Source organism: Flavilitoribacter nigricans DSM 23189 = NBRC 102662 (assembly GCF_002646595.1).
Classification (GTDB): domain Bacteria; phylum Bacteroidota; class Bacteroidia; order Chitinophagales; family Saprospiraceae; genus Flavilitoribacter; species Flavilitoribacter nigricans.
In genome coordinates, this window is record NZ_PDUD01000024.1 from 293,708 (window position 1) to 308,659 (window position 14,952).

Consider the following 14,952-nt stretch of genomic DNA (forward strand, 5'->3'; position numbering starts at 1 on the left):
GGGATTGGAATGCTCATGCACCACTCCGGGCGACCGGTCATTCTCCGATCTCACCGTCCCCGACTTTCACATTAAAGGGTTTGCAGTAGTACAGCAGGTAGTCGTACTGATTGAGTGGTACATCCCCGCTGATGGTGTAGCTGTGCGCGCCCCGGAATACATCCACGGCACCGATCTCCAGCGCCCCCTGGGTTGTATTGGGATTGTTGGACAGGTAAACGTACAGACCGGGTAGGGCACTGGTCGCTTCGTAATCCTCGAAAACCTCCAGGATCAGGTTCTCCCCGTCCTTTTTGAGTTCGAAGGTGCCTTTCAGCACGTAGTTACTGGTAGTTCGGATAATCCCCTGGCGGGTGGTGCTGTTGGGATCCTGTTCGACGGTCTCTTCGTCCACCACGATCATTTTGCTGACGCTCAGCGGTGACTGGTCCGCCAGTTCCACCCTTGCCGTGAGGGTAGCCTGTCCCTTGCTCACTCCGGTCGCCTGCCCCTGGGCATCGACTTCCAGTATCGCCGGATCCGAGCTACCCCAGGTCGCTACCCGGGACTCTTCTATTCCCACATTATTCGTGAAAAGTAATTCGAAGGCGTAGGTATCACCTACGGCCAGAGTATCCAGCGGATTGATGATCCGCAGGGTCTCCGGGACCGTGTCGAAGATGATGTCGTCCCCAATACAGCCTCCGAATAGAACCATCAGGGAAAAAACAGGTAATATTGTTTTCTTCATAAAAATGACTTTTAATCAAACTCTGGCCCAAAATTAGCGTAGAAGAGGGTGGTAATCATCACAAAAGCATAACGATTACCTACAAAAGTCCGCTACATGTCCGGGGAAAAGCACTCTTCATCCATACGAAATTATTTTTGAGAGGTTTCCCGACCTCCATATCAGAAGTTTAATTTATATTCGAGGCCCAAAAAACCCGGCAAATCCTAAAACATGCAGAACCTGCTCGCCAAATACGCCCACCTACTAGTTCACTATTGCGTCGATATTCAGGAAGGAGAAAAACTCTATGTACGATCTACCACGGAGGCCGAGCCGCTCATCCGGGAGATTTACCGGCATGCCCTGCGCGCCGGCGCCCAGGTAGAAGTGGACCTTGATTTTCGCGAGAAGAACCGCATTTTCCTGCAGGAAGCCGGTGAAGAACAATTGAAATACATCCCCCTGCTGCAACAGGAGGCGATGAATACCTTCGATGCCTACCTCTACATCCGGGCCCCATTCAACCTGCGGGAAGATCAGGATGTGGATACCCAGAAGGCCCGGATCCGGCAGACGGCGATGCAACCGGTCTCTCAGACCTATTTCGACCGGACGGCCACCCGGGAGCTGAAACGCAACCTCTGCCAGTACCCCACCGTGGCCTCGGCCCAGAATGCGGGGATGGCGCTGGAAGCCTACGAGGAGTTCATCTTCGGGGCCTGTAAACTTTTCGAAGACGATCCGGTAGCCGCCTGGATCGAAGTGCGGAAGAAACAGCAGAAGATCGTAGACCTGCTCAACAGTCGTACCCGGGTGCGTTACGTCACGGAAGGGACCGACATTACCTTCTCTACCGAAGGCCGGACCTGGATCAATTCGGACGGCCAAACGAACATGCCTTCCGGGGAGGTATATACTTCACCGGTGGAAAATTCCGTTAACGGTCAGGTCCGCTTCTCTTTTCCCGGCCTCTACATGGGGCACGAGGTGGAGGGCGTCCGGCTCTGGGTAAAGGACGGTTATATCGAAAAGTGGGAAGCTGATCGCGGGAAGGATTTCCTGGATAAGATCTTTCAGATGGACGGGACCCGCCGCTTCGGAGAAGCCGCCATCGGTACCAATTACGATATCGACCGCATGACCCGCAATATTCTTTTTGACGAAAAGATCGGAGGAACGGTCCACATGGCGATCGGTCAATCCTACCAGCAGGCCGGAGGCAAAAACCAATCTTCCGTACACTGGGATATGATCACCGAAATGCGGAACGGCGGAGCCATTTACGCCGATGATGAAAAAATTTATGAAAATGGCTATTTTTTGATTTAAGCTCGGAAGAGCTACTATATTTGCCTTTTGGACAGTATCTTTGTTGATGCAAATGCCTCCAAAAAGGATAATTGTCCTAAATTGCACCTTAATTTAGAATAAAGGAAACTACGAAACCAAATTTTCAAATTACTTAACATCCTCAAACCGTGAACAGTAGTACAGTAGCATTTTTAGAATTAAAGTATGGCAACATTTACGGAGGATACCCCAACTTCTACGCGATTAGCGAAATAGCATTACTCGTTTTTGAAGCGGGGAGTAACAGGATCTTCCTCGAAAGCTGGGTGAATAACGCCAATATCGAAATTGTAAGTGTTTTTTCTCAAGTCAATGACCTGGGCCATACCGTAGGCCGCGGAAAAGAGGTGATCAACCTGAGAACCCGCCGCCGCAAGCCTTTCGACGAAGAATATCGTCTGGACGAAAGAGCCCTGAAATTCTCTTTCAACCAACTGCGTCCGACGAAGATGCCGATCCGGAACTTTTTGCTGAAGAACTTCCGCAAATACCGTTTCCAGGATATCATCGTATTTGACGGCCGTCGCGATATCTTCCTTTGCGAAAGAGCAGGTGTTGATTTCCGTCGTTATAATATCATCGATATTCAAAAAGATCTCAACAAAGAAACCGACTACCTGTTCTCCCTGAACAAATTGTCCGTTGTGATCAATTTTGACTACGATCGTTCCTACCTGCGTTCCAACAATCTGGAATACTGGTTGCACCCGATCGCGGCCCGGCAGATCATGCCGAAGTCAGCGGCTTACGATGCAGCTCGTCTGATGATGGTATTCAATGAATACACCCAACATCACGACGATTTTCTGATGAAGGCAGCCCTCCTGCTCAATCGGATACAGAATACCAAAACACAGGAATAAATTTTCGTTTCCAAACGAAAAAGTTCACCAGGGAAAAACAAACATATCGTAAGCAACATAAGTCATTTCGGTCTCGATACCCAATGACTCATATTGCTTACGATGTTTTTGTTTAAATGGCTGGTCGTCCGGCACATTTTCCCCGCATTTACCAATTGACCCTACTCAATGGCAGCCTGCTTTTTGCCCGAAGCGATCCCCGGCGGCCCTTCTCTTAGAAGAACCGGTTTACCGTCATCAGACCTTCCGCTCCCAGCGTCATACTGGCGCCGATCTGCAGCGCAGCGTGGTGCTGACTCCGGATATTCTCTTCCCCACTCCTACCGCTACCCAGATCCATCAGATCGTAGAATCCATTGGCACCAACAAAAATGCGGACATTCTTAATGATCTCCTTGGACACCTTGATCCCCACCACCGGACCGACGTGGAAAACACGGCCACCGACATCTTTCGGCAACAGCACGCGGCTGGTTTCCGCCAGCTCCTGTAATTTGATCAGTTGGGAAGCGGTAAATTCGTTTTCGTCCGCGATGCGTTTGATCTCATCGTTGAGGTGCGTAAAGAAACCGGCCTCGCTTTCCGAACGGCGGAAACTCCAGTCGTAACCCACCCGGGCCCCGGCGTAGATCTCGTAATCAAAACTGCGGGCAATGCTCTGCCCCCCGGCGCCGTAATTGGTTTTGGCAATATTCATGTAATAATCGACGTGGAGGTTCATCCCGTTACCGCCTTTAAAGAGGCCCGGACCGGCGGAAAGCTCAAAGAAATGCCGCTGGAGCGATCCGTCGGTAGACTCGCCAAAACCGTAGCGCACGAAGAAAGCGACCACCGTATTGTTGTAGCCATTCTTACCGAATTTCTTGCCCAGATTGATGTCGTTGATCGGTTCGGATTCGCCCTGCAGCAGCGCTTCCAGATTGGCACCCAGCTTAACGAGGTTCCACATCGCTTCGAAATGTGGATTGGAAGAAAGACTCGCCCGGTCATCCAGCGCAAAAATGCCCGAAAAACGTGCCCCTACTTCCAGGATGGCATCGTCCAGCATGAGGACGTAACGGTCTTTTTTCTTGTTGTGGTAATAATCTTCTACCGTTTGGGACTGCGCCAGCGGCAAAGACAGCAACATACAGAGGATTGGAAGTAAATGTTTTTTCATAAAATTTAGTTTAAAGGAGTATGATTTGCTAATACCAATTACCCTGCAACCGGGCGGCCGGCTCCGGCAATACATACCGCAAGCCCAAACTGCTCCGGCGCAGTCGAATAATGAAAAAGCGATCATTTCCGAGCGGATGGACGCCCTGTTTCACACTTTTTCAAGTCTACACTTAAAAATTACTGGGGGGTGAATTCTCCGAGGGGTGAGAATTCCGTTTACTGGGGGGTATTACTTTTAGTTTTCGTGTTCAGGTGTTTGTGTGTAGTTGTTGCTCCTACCCTATGCGGTGAGGGGGAGACTAGGAGACTGGGAGAAGGAGAGCAAAGCGATGCCCTCTCCCCTTCTCCCGATCTCCTGGTCTCATTGTCTCCTGGTCTCGTTGTCTCCTGGTCTCATTGTCTTTATCATTCTAGTCCTATTTCAAGACGGTAAAATCATTTGCCATAGATCCGCCAGCGGCCACCTAAAAATCCGTAGGCCGAGAACATCGGCCGGGTACCCCGCACGGCGGTATGCTTTTGTAGACTCAATTCCAGGCCCGCGGTAACGGAAAAACCGCCACCAAAATTGGCCAAAGCCTCCGCTCTTCCCAGCCAGCCCATGGACGGAACGATGCGGGGATCGCGAAACTGACCGAAGACCACATTCTGGATCGCTTCCGCAATTTCATCCGTGATATTTTCCACCGAGCCGAGCAGCCCGCCTTCCAGCAGGTTGTCGATCTTATCCCGGACGAACAGGATATTGCCCAGATCAACGACCGGTGAGGGATCCGCCGAGAACCGCAAACCGGTGATCAATTCAAAATCTACTGTGTTGTCCTCTCCCCATTCCAGGAGGACGGCATCCGGGAAAAAGAGCTCCTTTAGCTGGATATAGGCTTCCAGTTCGTAGCGCTTTTCGAAAAACGGATCTACCCGTTTGGCGTCCGCCAGGGCTACCTCACCGAGGTGGGCGCTCAGGGCCTCCGCATCGCCGGAAAGGGACAGGCTCAGCGCCTTCCACTGGTTTTTGAATTTCCTGGCTTCCAGGGGCGTCGTGATCCGGGGATCGGAGATGGTGAAACTCGCGCCGATAAAGCGATAACGGGCGAAGAAGCGCGCCGCTTTGACCGTACGCGTTAACTGTTTGGACACTTCCTGATCGGCCAGTTCTATTCTTAAGCCGGGAAAAAGGTCCTTCACCCATTTCGGAGCGCTGATATTCGCATCGCTGAACGCCTTATCCACATCCGCTTGCGTAAGTTCTATTTCCGAAAACCCGACGATCTGGTCCAGGTCTCCTTTAAAACTGGTATAGGCCGGGCCGAAGGTCGTCTCCATTCCCACCTCAAAATGCTGGGCGGACAACACCGTAACGGTCCCTAAAATGCCAATGATTAAGCCTAGTTTTTTCATTTAATTTCTTTTATCGCACCAGGGTTACATCTCCTTTCAGGTGCCGGATATAGCCGTTTCCATACAATATCGCTCCGTGGTACACATAGACACCTTCCGGAAGTTCGCGGCCGTTTTGCCGGCCGTCCCATCCCAGTCGTTCTTCATTCAGGGGTTGTTCTTCGGTACTGAAAAGCAGGCCTCCGTTCCGGTCAAAGATCCGGAGGAAGAGGATCTGTTCGCCGGATCCCAGATCACTGAAAAAGGTAAATCCGTCGTTTACACCATCATCGTTCGGAGAGAATACATCCGGCACGTAAATGTCCCCGAGTACAATCGTCAGTGGCAGACCGGCTACCGCCCGGCACCCCTGATCGTCTTCTACCACCAGTCGAATGTCCATATCCTGGGTAGCCACGAAGTCCGTATTAGGCCCACCGCTGTCAATGATCTCCGGCACCCACTGGTAGGCGACAATATTTCCGACCGTTTCGGCCTGGAGGGAGATCGGGGTATTGGGCCGTACATCCAGTCGTTCCACCGGCAAACGTACGCCCATCGTATCCGGCGCGGGAATGATCAGGCGCTGGGTCTGGATACATCCCAGATCATCTTGCACCTGCAGACCGTAGATACCGGGAGCCAGGCCCGTGAACTCCGGGGATAAGCTGTAGGTTTGTCCGGCATCCAGGGAAAAGATGACCGGTAGATCCGGATTGGCCATTTCAATGCGCACGTTTGCGCCCTCTCCGGGGCAGGCGGCCTGGTCCAGTACCACGTCAAATGCGGGCCCTTCGGGAGCCGGCAGGCTGATCGGCGTCGTGGTTTGACAACCAACCGCGTCCGTAATACTGAGTTGAAAATCACCACCGGTAGCGCTGGCCAGTACGGCCCCCGTATCTCCGGTAGACCAGGCATACTGGTAAATGTCCGGAAAGAGGTAGATCCGGGTACTATCGCAATTGGGTTCTATTTCATAATCGAATGCGGGCAGGGGAGCTCCGCTGATCGCGACCTCCGCTTCCACAGGACAATCGTTGATATCCGTAGCCGTAAAGGTGTAGTTGCCGGTATCATCAGCCTGGAAATCCGTGACAAACGGTGGCGAAAGCACGGTGCCGTTGGGATGCATCCAGGTGAAAGCGGAGAAGTTTGCCGGATTATCCAGACTCAGGAACAACGTATCTCCGAAACAGGGAGAAGTGCCGGCTAATACGGGAGCTAGCGGTTCGTTTACACTTACCATGAGCGTATCCGTATCTTCACAGCCATCGGCATCAAAGGCATGGTAAACATACTGTCCATTATCTGACATACTCACGCTGGGTACCTGCCACATGGGCCCTTCCGGTAAGCTGTTTCCCTTGAACTCCCAGTAGGGCTGCATACCGCCGCTACCGGATAAACTCAGGGCTTCTCCCGCACACAGGCTCTGATCCGCCCCGGCCATGGCAAAGGGAGGGATCTCCACCAGAATGGAATCCACCAGGGTACAACATTCATCTTCCACTTCGAAATAATACCATCCGAGATGACCGCTCAACTGCCGGGAGGCCGTCAGGCCGTCAGCCGACCAGCCATTGCGATCCGTCCAGCGTACAGCCGCCCCCGGTATGATGCAGTTGGGATCGATAGCAGCCGTCAGGTAGAGACTGTCCTGCTGGCAAACAATTTGCCGGCTTAGTTCCGGAGCGCAATCGCCGATGATCTCCGGGCAATGGATATAGGTAGCAAATTCGGTACTGGCGTTGTTGGGATTGCTGTAGACACTGTATTCTACGAACAATCCGATGGCGCAGGCAGGCAACACGCCGCTGATGCGCCCCACCCCAACTAAGGTCTGTAAGTTACCCGGCAACTGGTAGTCCGGCTGATTGAGGGACTGCAACCACATGTTCATCGTGGCCTCATCGGAAACGCCGGTGACCAGCAATTCGTTCTGGTCCATGAGGGCGAAGCCTTCCACGCAGTCAACACAGTTACCAAATTCCAGGCCACCGATCTCCTTCCGGGTACTATCCGGCAGGATGACGTAGGCCTTGACGCGATCCGTTTGCTGACCGCCGAAAGCGTTAATATCTATAAAGAAACTCCGAACCTGGTTTGGTTCGGCGAAGTAGGTTTCATAATAAAGGGTATCCCGATTCTGGCCATTGTCATCTCCGGCCTCCTGCGGATCGACATAAGGCACATCACACTCATCCAGACGGATGCCCGTTTGTCCGATTAAAGACTGATACCCTATCCCCAGCATTGTTAAAACTATACTTAGTACTAATCGAAACATACGTTGATTCCACTCCGTTATTCGAAATTCCCGGTTCATCCGCTATCCGTTGCCACACGGATACGACTCTACCAGGTCCTTTCGTCGCTAAACACAACTGGTAAACTCACCGGGATAATTTTCGCAGCAAAAATCATACCGAATGTTTAAAAACATGATAAAAACACGTTTTTGTTGATCGTTTTCTTGTAAAATCCTCAATCGGACCGCTAATCGGTTTTGGAATGCAGAAGCCAGGCTTCATGGTTTCACCGGTATCCCAGGGATACAAGTGCTCAGTAGCGTGTCATATTGAGTGTAAGAACCATGAATTAGGTCGGCTAAGCCATCAGCTCCCGACGCAAATAGGGTGGGAAATCGAGATCCGCGAATCTATTCCGCTGATTACTCGTAAGATAAGGTGTGTTTGGAGATTATGATTAGTACAAAAATATAATTTTTTTATCGGCTTACACCTGCTCTGGGAAACTTTTAACTTCAATTTCTCAAAGCAGACCAATTTGCTTAATTTTGAAATAATTACCTCAAGTTGCCCTTTAGTTGGTAAACAGGGTGCATTTTTGCCCTCAGGTCTTGGTTATCAATAAAAAACGTAAACGGAACCAAACCGGAGCAGATTGCTGTTTACCCGGCAGATTGCGCAGATATTTGCAAAAAGATTTCAGATTTAACCCAAAAAATCTCGTGAATTGAGGCTGCTTAATGTATTGGATTCCCTGCTCACGCCGGTCTTCAAAGGATTTATGGTGGGGTTTCTGGTTTGTGCCTTCGCTGTAATCTGGATCACGAAGGACCGGGTGCCTCTGGATGACATTCCGATCATCCAGGAGTTTTCCGATGTCTTTCGGGAAGGGATAGCGAGTTTCAGCCTTTTGGATCCCGCGCTTATTGAGGACTTTTACCAGTCGGATCCAACCAATCGACAATTATTAACGACCGAAAATACGCCAGTGCTGACCCCAGCCGGTTCTGACTTCTCTCCTATATCGCCATTACATATCCGTTCTTACTGGCATCGTGAAAATATTATCAAGAAATTCGAGAAAGCGGGCTATAGTCGCGGCAAGATCAAAGCGGCCGGCCGTATTCTGGACTACATCGAGAAGCACCGGCTGATCGCCTTCCAGAATATGCGCAATACCAATATTCCCGTGAGCATCAAACTGGCCCAGGGAATTCTCGAATCGAATGCGGGCAGGTCTTCACTGGCCAAAGCCACGAACAATCATTTTGGGATCAAAGCGCCCGCCGGGAAAAGTGCCCGGGAGAAGATCCGCGCCCGTCGCTACGCCGAGTTGAGTGATGACGAGTTCATCTACCGCCGGCCGGCCATCGGCGCCTATAATTTTCACGACGATAATCGCTACGATCGTTTCGAAGTCTACGCCACGGTAGGCGATAGCTACGAAAGACATAATCAACTACTCACAAAAAAATGCCAGCCCGGGAAAAAAGGTTGCTATTCCTGGATCTGGGGTAAGTATCAGGTAGGCAAGGATTACGATATCAGCCCGATGGCCGGGCTGTACCGGCCGTCATCGGGTATCGCACCGGAAGATTTCTTCAACGGTCGGACGGTAGTCCCCTACTACGCAGCAGCGGCGGCCGGACTTAAAATGTCCGGTTACGCGACCAGCCCGACTTACCACAAGAAACTTTTTTATTTGATAGAAACCTATGAACTCTGGCAGTTTGACATTGACCTGATCCGGGCGCTGGAAGCCAATAACATTTCCGCTGCCGGCCCGGTCCGATAGTTAAAACCACCGGAAAGCACCTGAAATTCTGAAGAATTAATTTTTTTGTCAATCCATTATTGTGAACAGTGGACCGCTCGTACCGAAGGAACTAAACCTTCTGCGGCGGCCCCGATCTTTAAACCGGATACCGGGCAGCCGGTACCCAAACTATTGTAAACCATTCTAATATTCTAGATCTTATGAAAAATGATTACCCTCGTCGTCGTGGCGGAAGCAGCATCCTGAATGTACTGGGCTTTGGATTTGCCGTAATTCTCATGGTCGGCTATTTGAAAAACCAGGGATTTGACCTGATCCGTTCCGGTTCAAATGAACGCACCGAAGTGTTCGAAGCGCGGATGTACGGATCATCGGAAAGCGCTAAGGAAAAACCCACCAATATCGTGGTAGAAACGGATCGTTCCGGCGATTATGACGGTCGGACTTACCAGAATGCGGATGCCTACCGGGACCGCGACACCAAATCGGAACCGGCCCGCAAAGTCAGCCGTATGCCCCGGGGCAATGACTGGGTGAACGAATTTGCCTCCGTTGCCGTCAGCCAGGCCGTTAGCCGCGGTGTCCCCGCCGGTTTATCTCTGGCCGTAGGTCTGCAGCACCTGGAGCACGGAGCCGTCATCATCAGTTGGTCCGATTTTGTCGAAAAGGTCGTTGATCCCCTGGCCAGAGCCAAGCAGCGGGCTTCCAGCGACATTCGCGGCAGTTATTTCAAGTATTCCGCCAATAGTGATCTCTGGGTAGAAGGCCTGGATGCGCTAGGCAAATACAAGGAAAAAGACCTGCAGGCCATCATGCGCCAATACGCCCTGCAGGCGTACGACAAGCAGGTTCGCCAGGCGGTTATCTCCGGCACTCCGGTAGATGACATCACCGCCGAAAGAGCCGGTTACGTAGCCGAAGAGGTGACCAGCCACAAACGCGAAGTGGAACGCAACCGTCCACGTAAAGAAATGGTAGCCATCGGCGGCAATGCCGTTGATCAGGTACGGGAAAAGGAGGAAGAAGCCTACTACAATGAATTTGTCGGCCGGGAAGTAGCGCGTGAGATCGCCAAAAAGAAAATCCAGAGCGGCAAGTACATCGGTGAAGAGGACATGGATCAACTGATCCAGGAAACCAATCAGGAAACAGAAAGTGTGGTGGGGAACAAACTGACCTTCCTGGGCCGCAAGATCAACCGCGACCACCCGGAGGCGGATGAAATGCTGGACATCACCCAGAAGAAAAACGCTGCGGCCCGGGAAGAGCTGTATCAGCAGAAATTGCGCGAGAACAAACTGGACAGCCGCAGTCGCCGCAAACACAAAGATTGATCCGGCACCATCAGCTTATCCGGTGAACTGATCAGAATGGAGATCATTCTTTCATAAGATACAGGATACCGGGATAGCGGGAAGTTGACGCTTAACAGATCCGATCGGAGTCCATGCTTCTATCCCGGACTGATTACGCTTAATTTTCCGGTTTCCCGGTTTCCAGACTTTTATCCATTCGCAGATCGGTCACCACCTCGATCTCACCTTCCATCGTGCGGTGAACCGGACATTTATTGGCAATTTCCAACAGGCGTTGCCGCTGGGTTTCATCCAGGTCCCCTTCGATCTCGATGGTCCGGGAGAAATGATCGATCTTACTCTTGGGATCCTCCAGGTTTTCCTGGTCGGACCGGTAGTCTTTATAGTGCTCCAGGTGAACGACCACCTCTTCCAGGGGCCATTTTTTCCTGCGGGCGTACATTTGCAGCGTCATGGCCGTACACGCTCCGAGGCCGGCGGCGACCAACTCGTAAGGAGACGGCCCAAAGTCATTGCCACCGACACTTTCCGGTTCGTCGGCCTGCAGACTGTGGTGGCGCACCATAATTTCCGTGGTATATCCTTCCTCACCCAGCCGTACCGCTACGGCTTTATCCGAACGCAGGTCTTCCTTGTCCGGAAGATCCAGATAGCGTTTCACCCACGATCCGATCATATCCCCTACATAGGCCGCATCCTTTTTATCACTTAGCAAATGATCGGCACCATCCAGCGAAACATAACTCTTGGGGTGCATGGCCGCGTGGTAAATGCGGGAAGCATTGTCGATCGACACGGTCTTATCCTGGGGAGAATGCATGATCAGGAGCGCCTTTTTAAGGTGTTTGATCTTATCCACCAGGTTCTGCTCCCGGATATCTTCCAGGAATTGCTTCTTCACCGTGAAGGAACGCCCTCCGATATTTACTTTGGCCAGGCCTTCCCGGTCGATCTCTTCCTCGACCGATTCCAGCAGATGCTGCACATGGGCGGGGTCAAAAGGCGCGGCTATGGTAGCTACGGCCTTCACCGCGGGTAGTTGAGCGGCCGCACACAGTACCGCGGCACCGCCCAGCGAATGCCCCACCAAGAGCGCGGGCGATTGAAATTCCTGCTCCAGGTAATTGGCCGCAGCGATCAGGTCCTCCACATTGGAAGAAAAATTGGTATCCGCAAATTCTCCTTCGCTTTCTCCCAGTCCGGTAAAGTCAAAGCGCAGTACCGCCACTCCACTGAGGTTGAGCGCCATGCTGATCTGCCGCACTACCGACAGGCTCTTGCCACAGGTAAAGCAGTGCGCAAAAATGGCGAATGAATGGGGGTGTTGGTTCACCGGCCATTCCAGACGAGCGGCCAGTTGGGTGCCTTCGGAATTGGTGAAATTGACCTTTTGTGATCGCATGGTGGAAATTTGGTTTTCAAAATAGTTGAAAGATAGAAATCAATAGGAGTCATGCGAATCAGGAGTTAAATATGGAGGAAATGTGCCTTTGGGCACAAAGTATAGGTAGCAAAATGATCATTTCCCGGGTTAGCGTGCCGTAGGTACGCAATATGATTTCACATAGCGTACCTACGGCACGCTGAACCTATTGAACTATTGAATGGGCTACCTATATTTCGTCCCTCTGGGACTTTTAACCCCTGCTTCGCATACCTCCCCACAATTTTACACAACTCATATCATCTGCCGGCTTCCCATAATGAATTGTTTTTCATTGCGGGCTGAGATCCAGTCGCATAATAACAATTCATTCGTTTATTCCGAATAAAACGAAAAAATTCGGGATGATCCAGCTTAGAACCGGGCTCAGCTGTTATTACAACCCGGCACCACCCGGCTTGGTTGGATCTTTTGGGAATTCTAATGCACGGAAGTCCGTCCGGCAACAGTTTGGCGTGCCCAGTGACAGGCAACCACGCCTCTTTTATGGCAGCGGTTCAGGTGGGGAGGAACGATGACCGTCTTATTCATAAACCATCTTTCCGCACCCCATCTTAAGCGATAATCTATGAAATTCCCGCCCTTTTTTCTTTTGATCCTGTCGGCCACCTTGCTTACGCTATCCGCCTGTAAAAAAGAGGCCTCTACGCCCCCGATATCCAACGACCAGGGCAATCATCCCCAACTATTGCTTTTGGAGGGCGAAGAAGAGCAGATCCACACCCTCATCGATACCGATCCGGTCTGGCAGGAAGTACATTTTGCCATTCTCCAGGCCTGTAATAAGTTTTTTAAAAAAGAGCTGTTGGAACGCAAACTCATCGGTCGCCGCCTACTCAGTGTATCCCGGGAGTGCATCCGCCGTGTATTTTACCTGTCCTATGCTTACCGAATGACGGGTGATGAGCGTTTCCTAGCCAGAGCGGAAGCGGAAATGCTGGCGGTAGCCGGGTTCAGCGACTGGAATCCCTCGCATTTTCTCGATGTAGCGGAAATGACCATGGGGATGGCGATCGGCTACGACTGGTTGTACCACGACCTGCCCGAAAGTTCCCGGACTAAGATCCGGCAAGCCATCCGGACCAAAGGGCTGGAACCGTCTTTCGATAATAATTACAATTGGTTCCTGGGTTCTACCAACAACTGGAACCAGGTCTGTAATGCCGGTATGACTTTCGGCGCCGTGGCCCTGGCGGGAGCCTATCCGGAACTGGCCCGGGACGTGATCGACCGGGCCGTGTCTACTATTGAGCTGCCGATGGGCGTCTATCAACCGGACGGAGCCTATCCAGAAGGATATGCTTACTGGGGATACGGCACTTCTATGAATGTATTGTTCCTGCATGCGCTGGAAAAAGCAATGGGCTCGGATTACGGGCTACCCCAAATGCCGGGTTTCCTCGAAACCGCCGGGTTTCTTCAGCATATGCTGGGTACCACCTCCCTTTGCTTTAATTGGGGCGATTGTAACCTGGGCGGTAGCCTGAAACCGGCTATGTTCTGGTTCGCGGAACAGACCAGTGATCCTTCCCTGCTCTGGATGGAGCGAAAATTCCTGGAGATCGATGATTATTCCAGGCTTACCGGCGACCGGCTGCTACCCGCTATTCTTATCTGGGGGAAAAATATACCGATGGATCAGATTACTGCACCCGAGCGCAAGGTCTGGGTCGGTCAGGGCAGCAATCCGGTGGCCCTGATGCGCACCTCCTGGACGGATCCGCAGGCGATCTATCTCGGTTTTAAGGCGGGATCGCCTTCCGTCAATCACGGCCACATGGATGTCGGTTCCTTCATAATGGAAGCCGATGGCGTGCGTTGGGCTTCGGATTTCGGCAGTCAGGATTACGAGTCCCTGGAATCGAAAGGTATTCAGGTTTTCGGTCGCGCTCAGGACGCCCAGCGCTGGAGCATCTTTCGCTTCAACAACTATGTCCACAATACCCTTACCGTTGATGGTGAATTGCAGCGGGTAGACGGTTATGCCGGCATTGATCGCTATTCGGAAGACCCGGCGTTTCCATTTGCGATCTCGGATATTTCGACGGTATACGACGGCCAATTGCAGCAATCCCGGCGGGGTGTCGGCATCCGGGAGGAGCAGTATGTTATCGTACGCGATGAAGTCAGCACTCTGGACCGACCTACCGTCATCCGCTGGACCATGCTGACCACGGCCAACGTCAGCCTTACGGAAAACGGTGCCACACTCATAAAAGATGGCAAAACGCTCTACATGCGGGTAAGCGGACCGGATAACCTCCAAATGCGTACCTGGAGTACCGATCCCGGTACGGATTACGATGCACCCAATCCGGGTAAGACCCTCCTCGGCTTCGAGTGTGAACTGCCGGCCAATAGTTCGGAGCGCTTTCAGGTATTACTGATCCCGGAGGATGCTACCGGTGCCGTAAGTCCGTTCGATCAGCCGCTGTCGGAGTGGTGATGAAAAACGAAATCATAGTAGGGCAATAGCGCGAACTCCTTATACGATAAGCGCCCTTAAGAAGATAGTCATGTTGGAGTTTGTGGGTTTGATGGATTTAATAAAAAATAAACCCCTTGCAATTCGACTAATTTTGGTTAGGCCATCCCTGTAAATTCTAGGTGATTAACTTTCAATAAATTAGCTTAGGAAAAGGCAAATAAAATACCCCGAATCTAGGCACATTTGCCTATTTTCGGGGTAAACATTTTATTAGA

Annotated in this window: 10 protein-coding genes; 5 read left to right on the forward strand and 5 right to left on the reverse strand. The window is 51.6% G+C overall.

Features of this window, described 5'->3' with window-relative positions; all coding sequences use genetic code 11:
- Positions 1 to 37 precede the first annotated feature (37 nt).
- On the reverse strand, positions 38 to 730 hold the full coding sequence (locus CRP01_RS20415; protein WP_099151940.1) for an Ig-like domain-containing protein: 693 nt from the start codon (positions 728 to 730) through the stop codon (positions 38 to 40).
- Positions 731 to 943: 213 nt separating this feature from the next.
- Between CRP01_RS20415 and CRP01_RS20420 the strand changes: the two genes are divergently transcribed.
- On the forward strand, positions 944 to 2,041 hold the full coding sequence (locus tag CRP01_RS20420) for an aminopeptidase (RefSeq protein WP_099151941.1): 1,098 nt from the start codon (positions 944 to 946) through the stop codon (positions 2,039 to 2,041).
- A 149-nt stretch (positions 2,042 to 2,190) separates the two neighbouring features.
- Positions 2,191 to 2,925 carry a hypothetical protein gene (locus tag CRP01_RS20425; protein WP_099151942.1) on the forward strand — a complete coding sequence of 245 codons (735 nt, stop codon included), beginning with the start codon at positions 2,191 to 2,193 and terminating at the stop codon, positions 2,923 to 2,925.
- A 214-nt stretch (positions 2,926 to 3,139) separates the two neighbouring features.
- On the opposite strand, the gene CRP01_RS20430 is transcribed toward CRP01_RS20425, so the two are convergent.
- The 3 genes from CRP01_RS20430 to CRP01_RS20440 form a co-directional block, all read right to left on the reverse strand.
- Positions 3,140 to 4,084 (reverse strand): hypothetical protein, encoded by a 945-nt coding sequence (locus CRP01_RS20430; RefSeq protein ID WP_143473466.1) that lies wholly within the window; start codon positions 4,082 to 4,084, stop codon positions 3,140 to 3,142.
- A gap of 437 nt (positions 4,085 to 4,521) precedes the next feature.
- Positions 4,522 to 5,484, reverse strand: coding sequence for a hypothetical protein (locus CRP01_RS20435; RefSeq protein ID WP_099151944.1), 963 nt, complete (start codon positions 5,482 to 5,484; stop codon positions 4,522 to 4,524).
- 10 nt (positions 5,485 to 5,494) lie between these two features.
- On the reverse strand, positions 5,495 to 7,717 hold the full coding sequence (locus CRP01_RS20440) for a T9SS type B sorting domain-containing protein (RefSeq protein ID WP_170110467.1): 2,223 nt from the start codon (positions 7,715 to 7,717) through the stop codon (positions 5,495 to 5,497).
- Between the two features lie 722 nt (positions 7,718 to 8,439).
- Here CRP01_RS20440 and CRP01_RS41905 point away from each other — a divergent pair.
- Positions 8,440 to 9,507, forward strand: coding sequence for a glucosaminidase domain-containing protein (locus CRP01_RS41905; protein WP_143473467.1), 1,068 nt, complete (start codon positions 8,440 to 8,442; stop codon positions 9,505 to 9,507).
- A 182-nt stretch (positions 9,508 to 9,689) separates the two neighbouring features.
- Positions 9,690 to 10,823 carry a hypothetical protein gene (locus CRP01_RS20450; RefSeq protein WP_099151946.1) on the forward strand — a complete coding sequence of 378 codons (1,134 nt, stop codon included), beginning with the start codon at positions 9,690 to 9,692 and terminating at the stop codon, positions 10,821 to 10,823.
- A 139-nt stretch (positions 10,824 to 10,962) separates the two neighbouring features.
- On the opposite strand, the gene CRP01_RS20455 is transcribed toward CRP01_RS20450, so the two are convergent.
- On the reverse strand, positions 10,963 to 12,207 hold the full coding sequence (locus tag CRP01_RS20455) for a bifunctional alpha/beta hydrolase/OsmC family protein (protein ID WP_099151947.1): 1,245 nt from the start codon (positions 12,205 to 12,207) through the stop codon (positions 10,963 to 10,965).
- 610 nt (positions 12,208 to 12,817) lie between these two features.
- Between CRP01_RS20455 and CRP01_RS20460 the strand changes: the two genes are divergently transcribed.
- On the forward strand, positions 12,818 to 14,695 hold the full coding sequence (locus CRP01_RS20460; RefSeq protein WP_099151948.1) for a heparinase II/III domain-containing protein: 1,878 nt from the start codon (positions 12,818 to 12,820) through the stop codon (positions 14,693 to 14,695).
- Positions 14,696 to 14,952 lie beyond the last annotated feature (257 nt).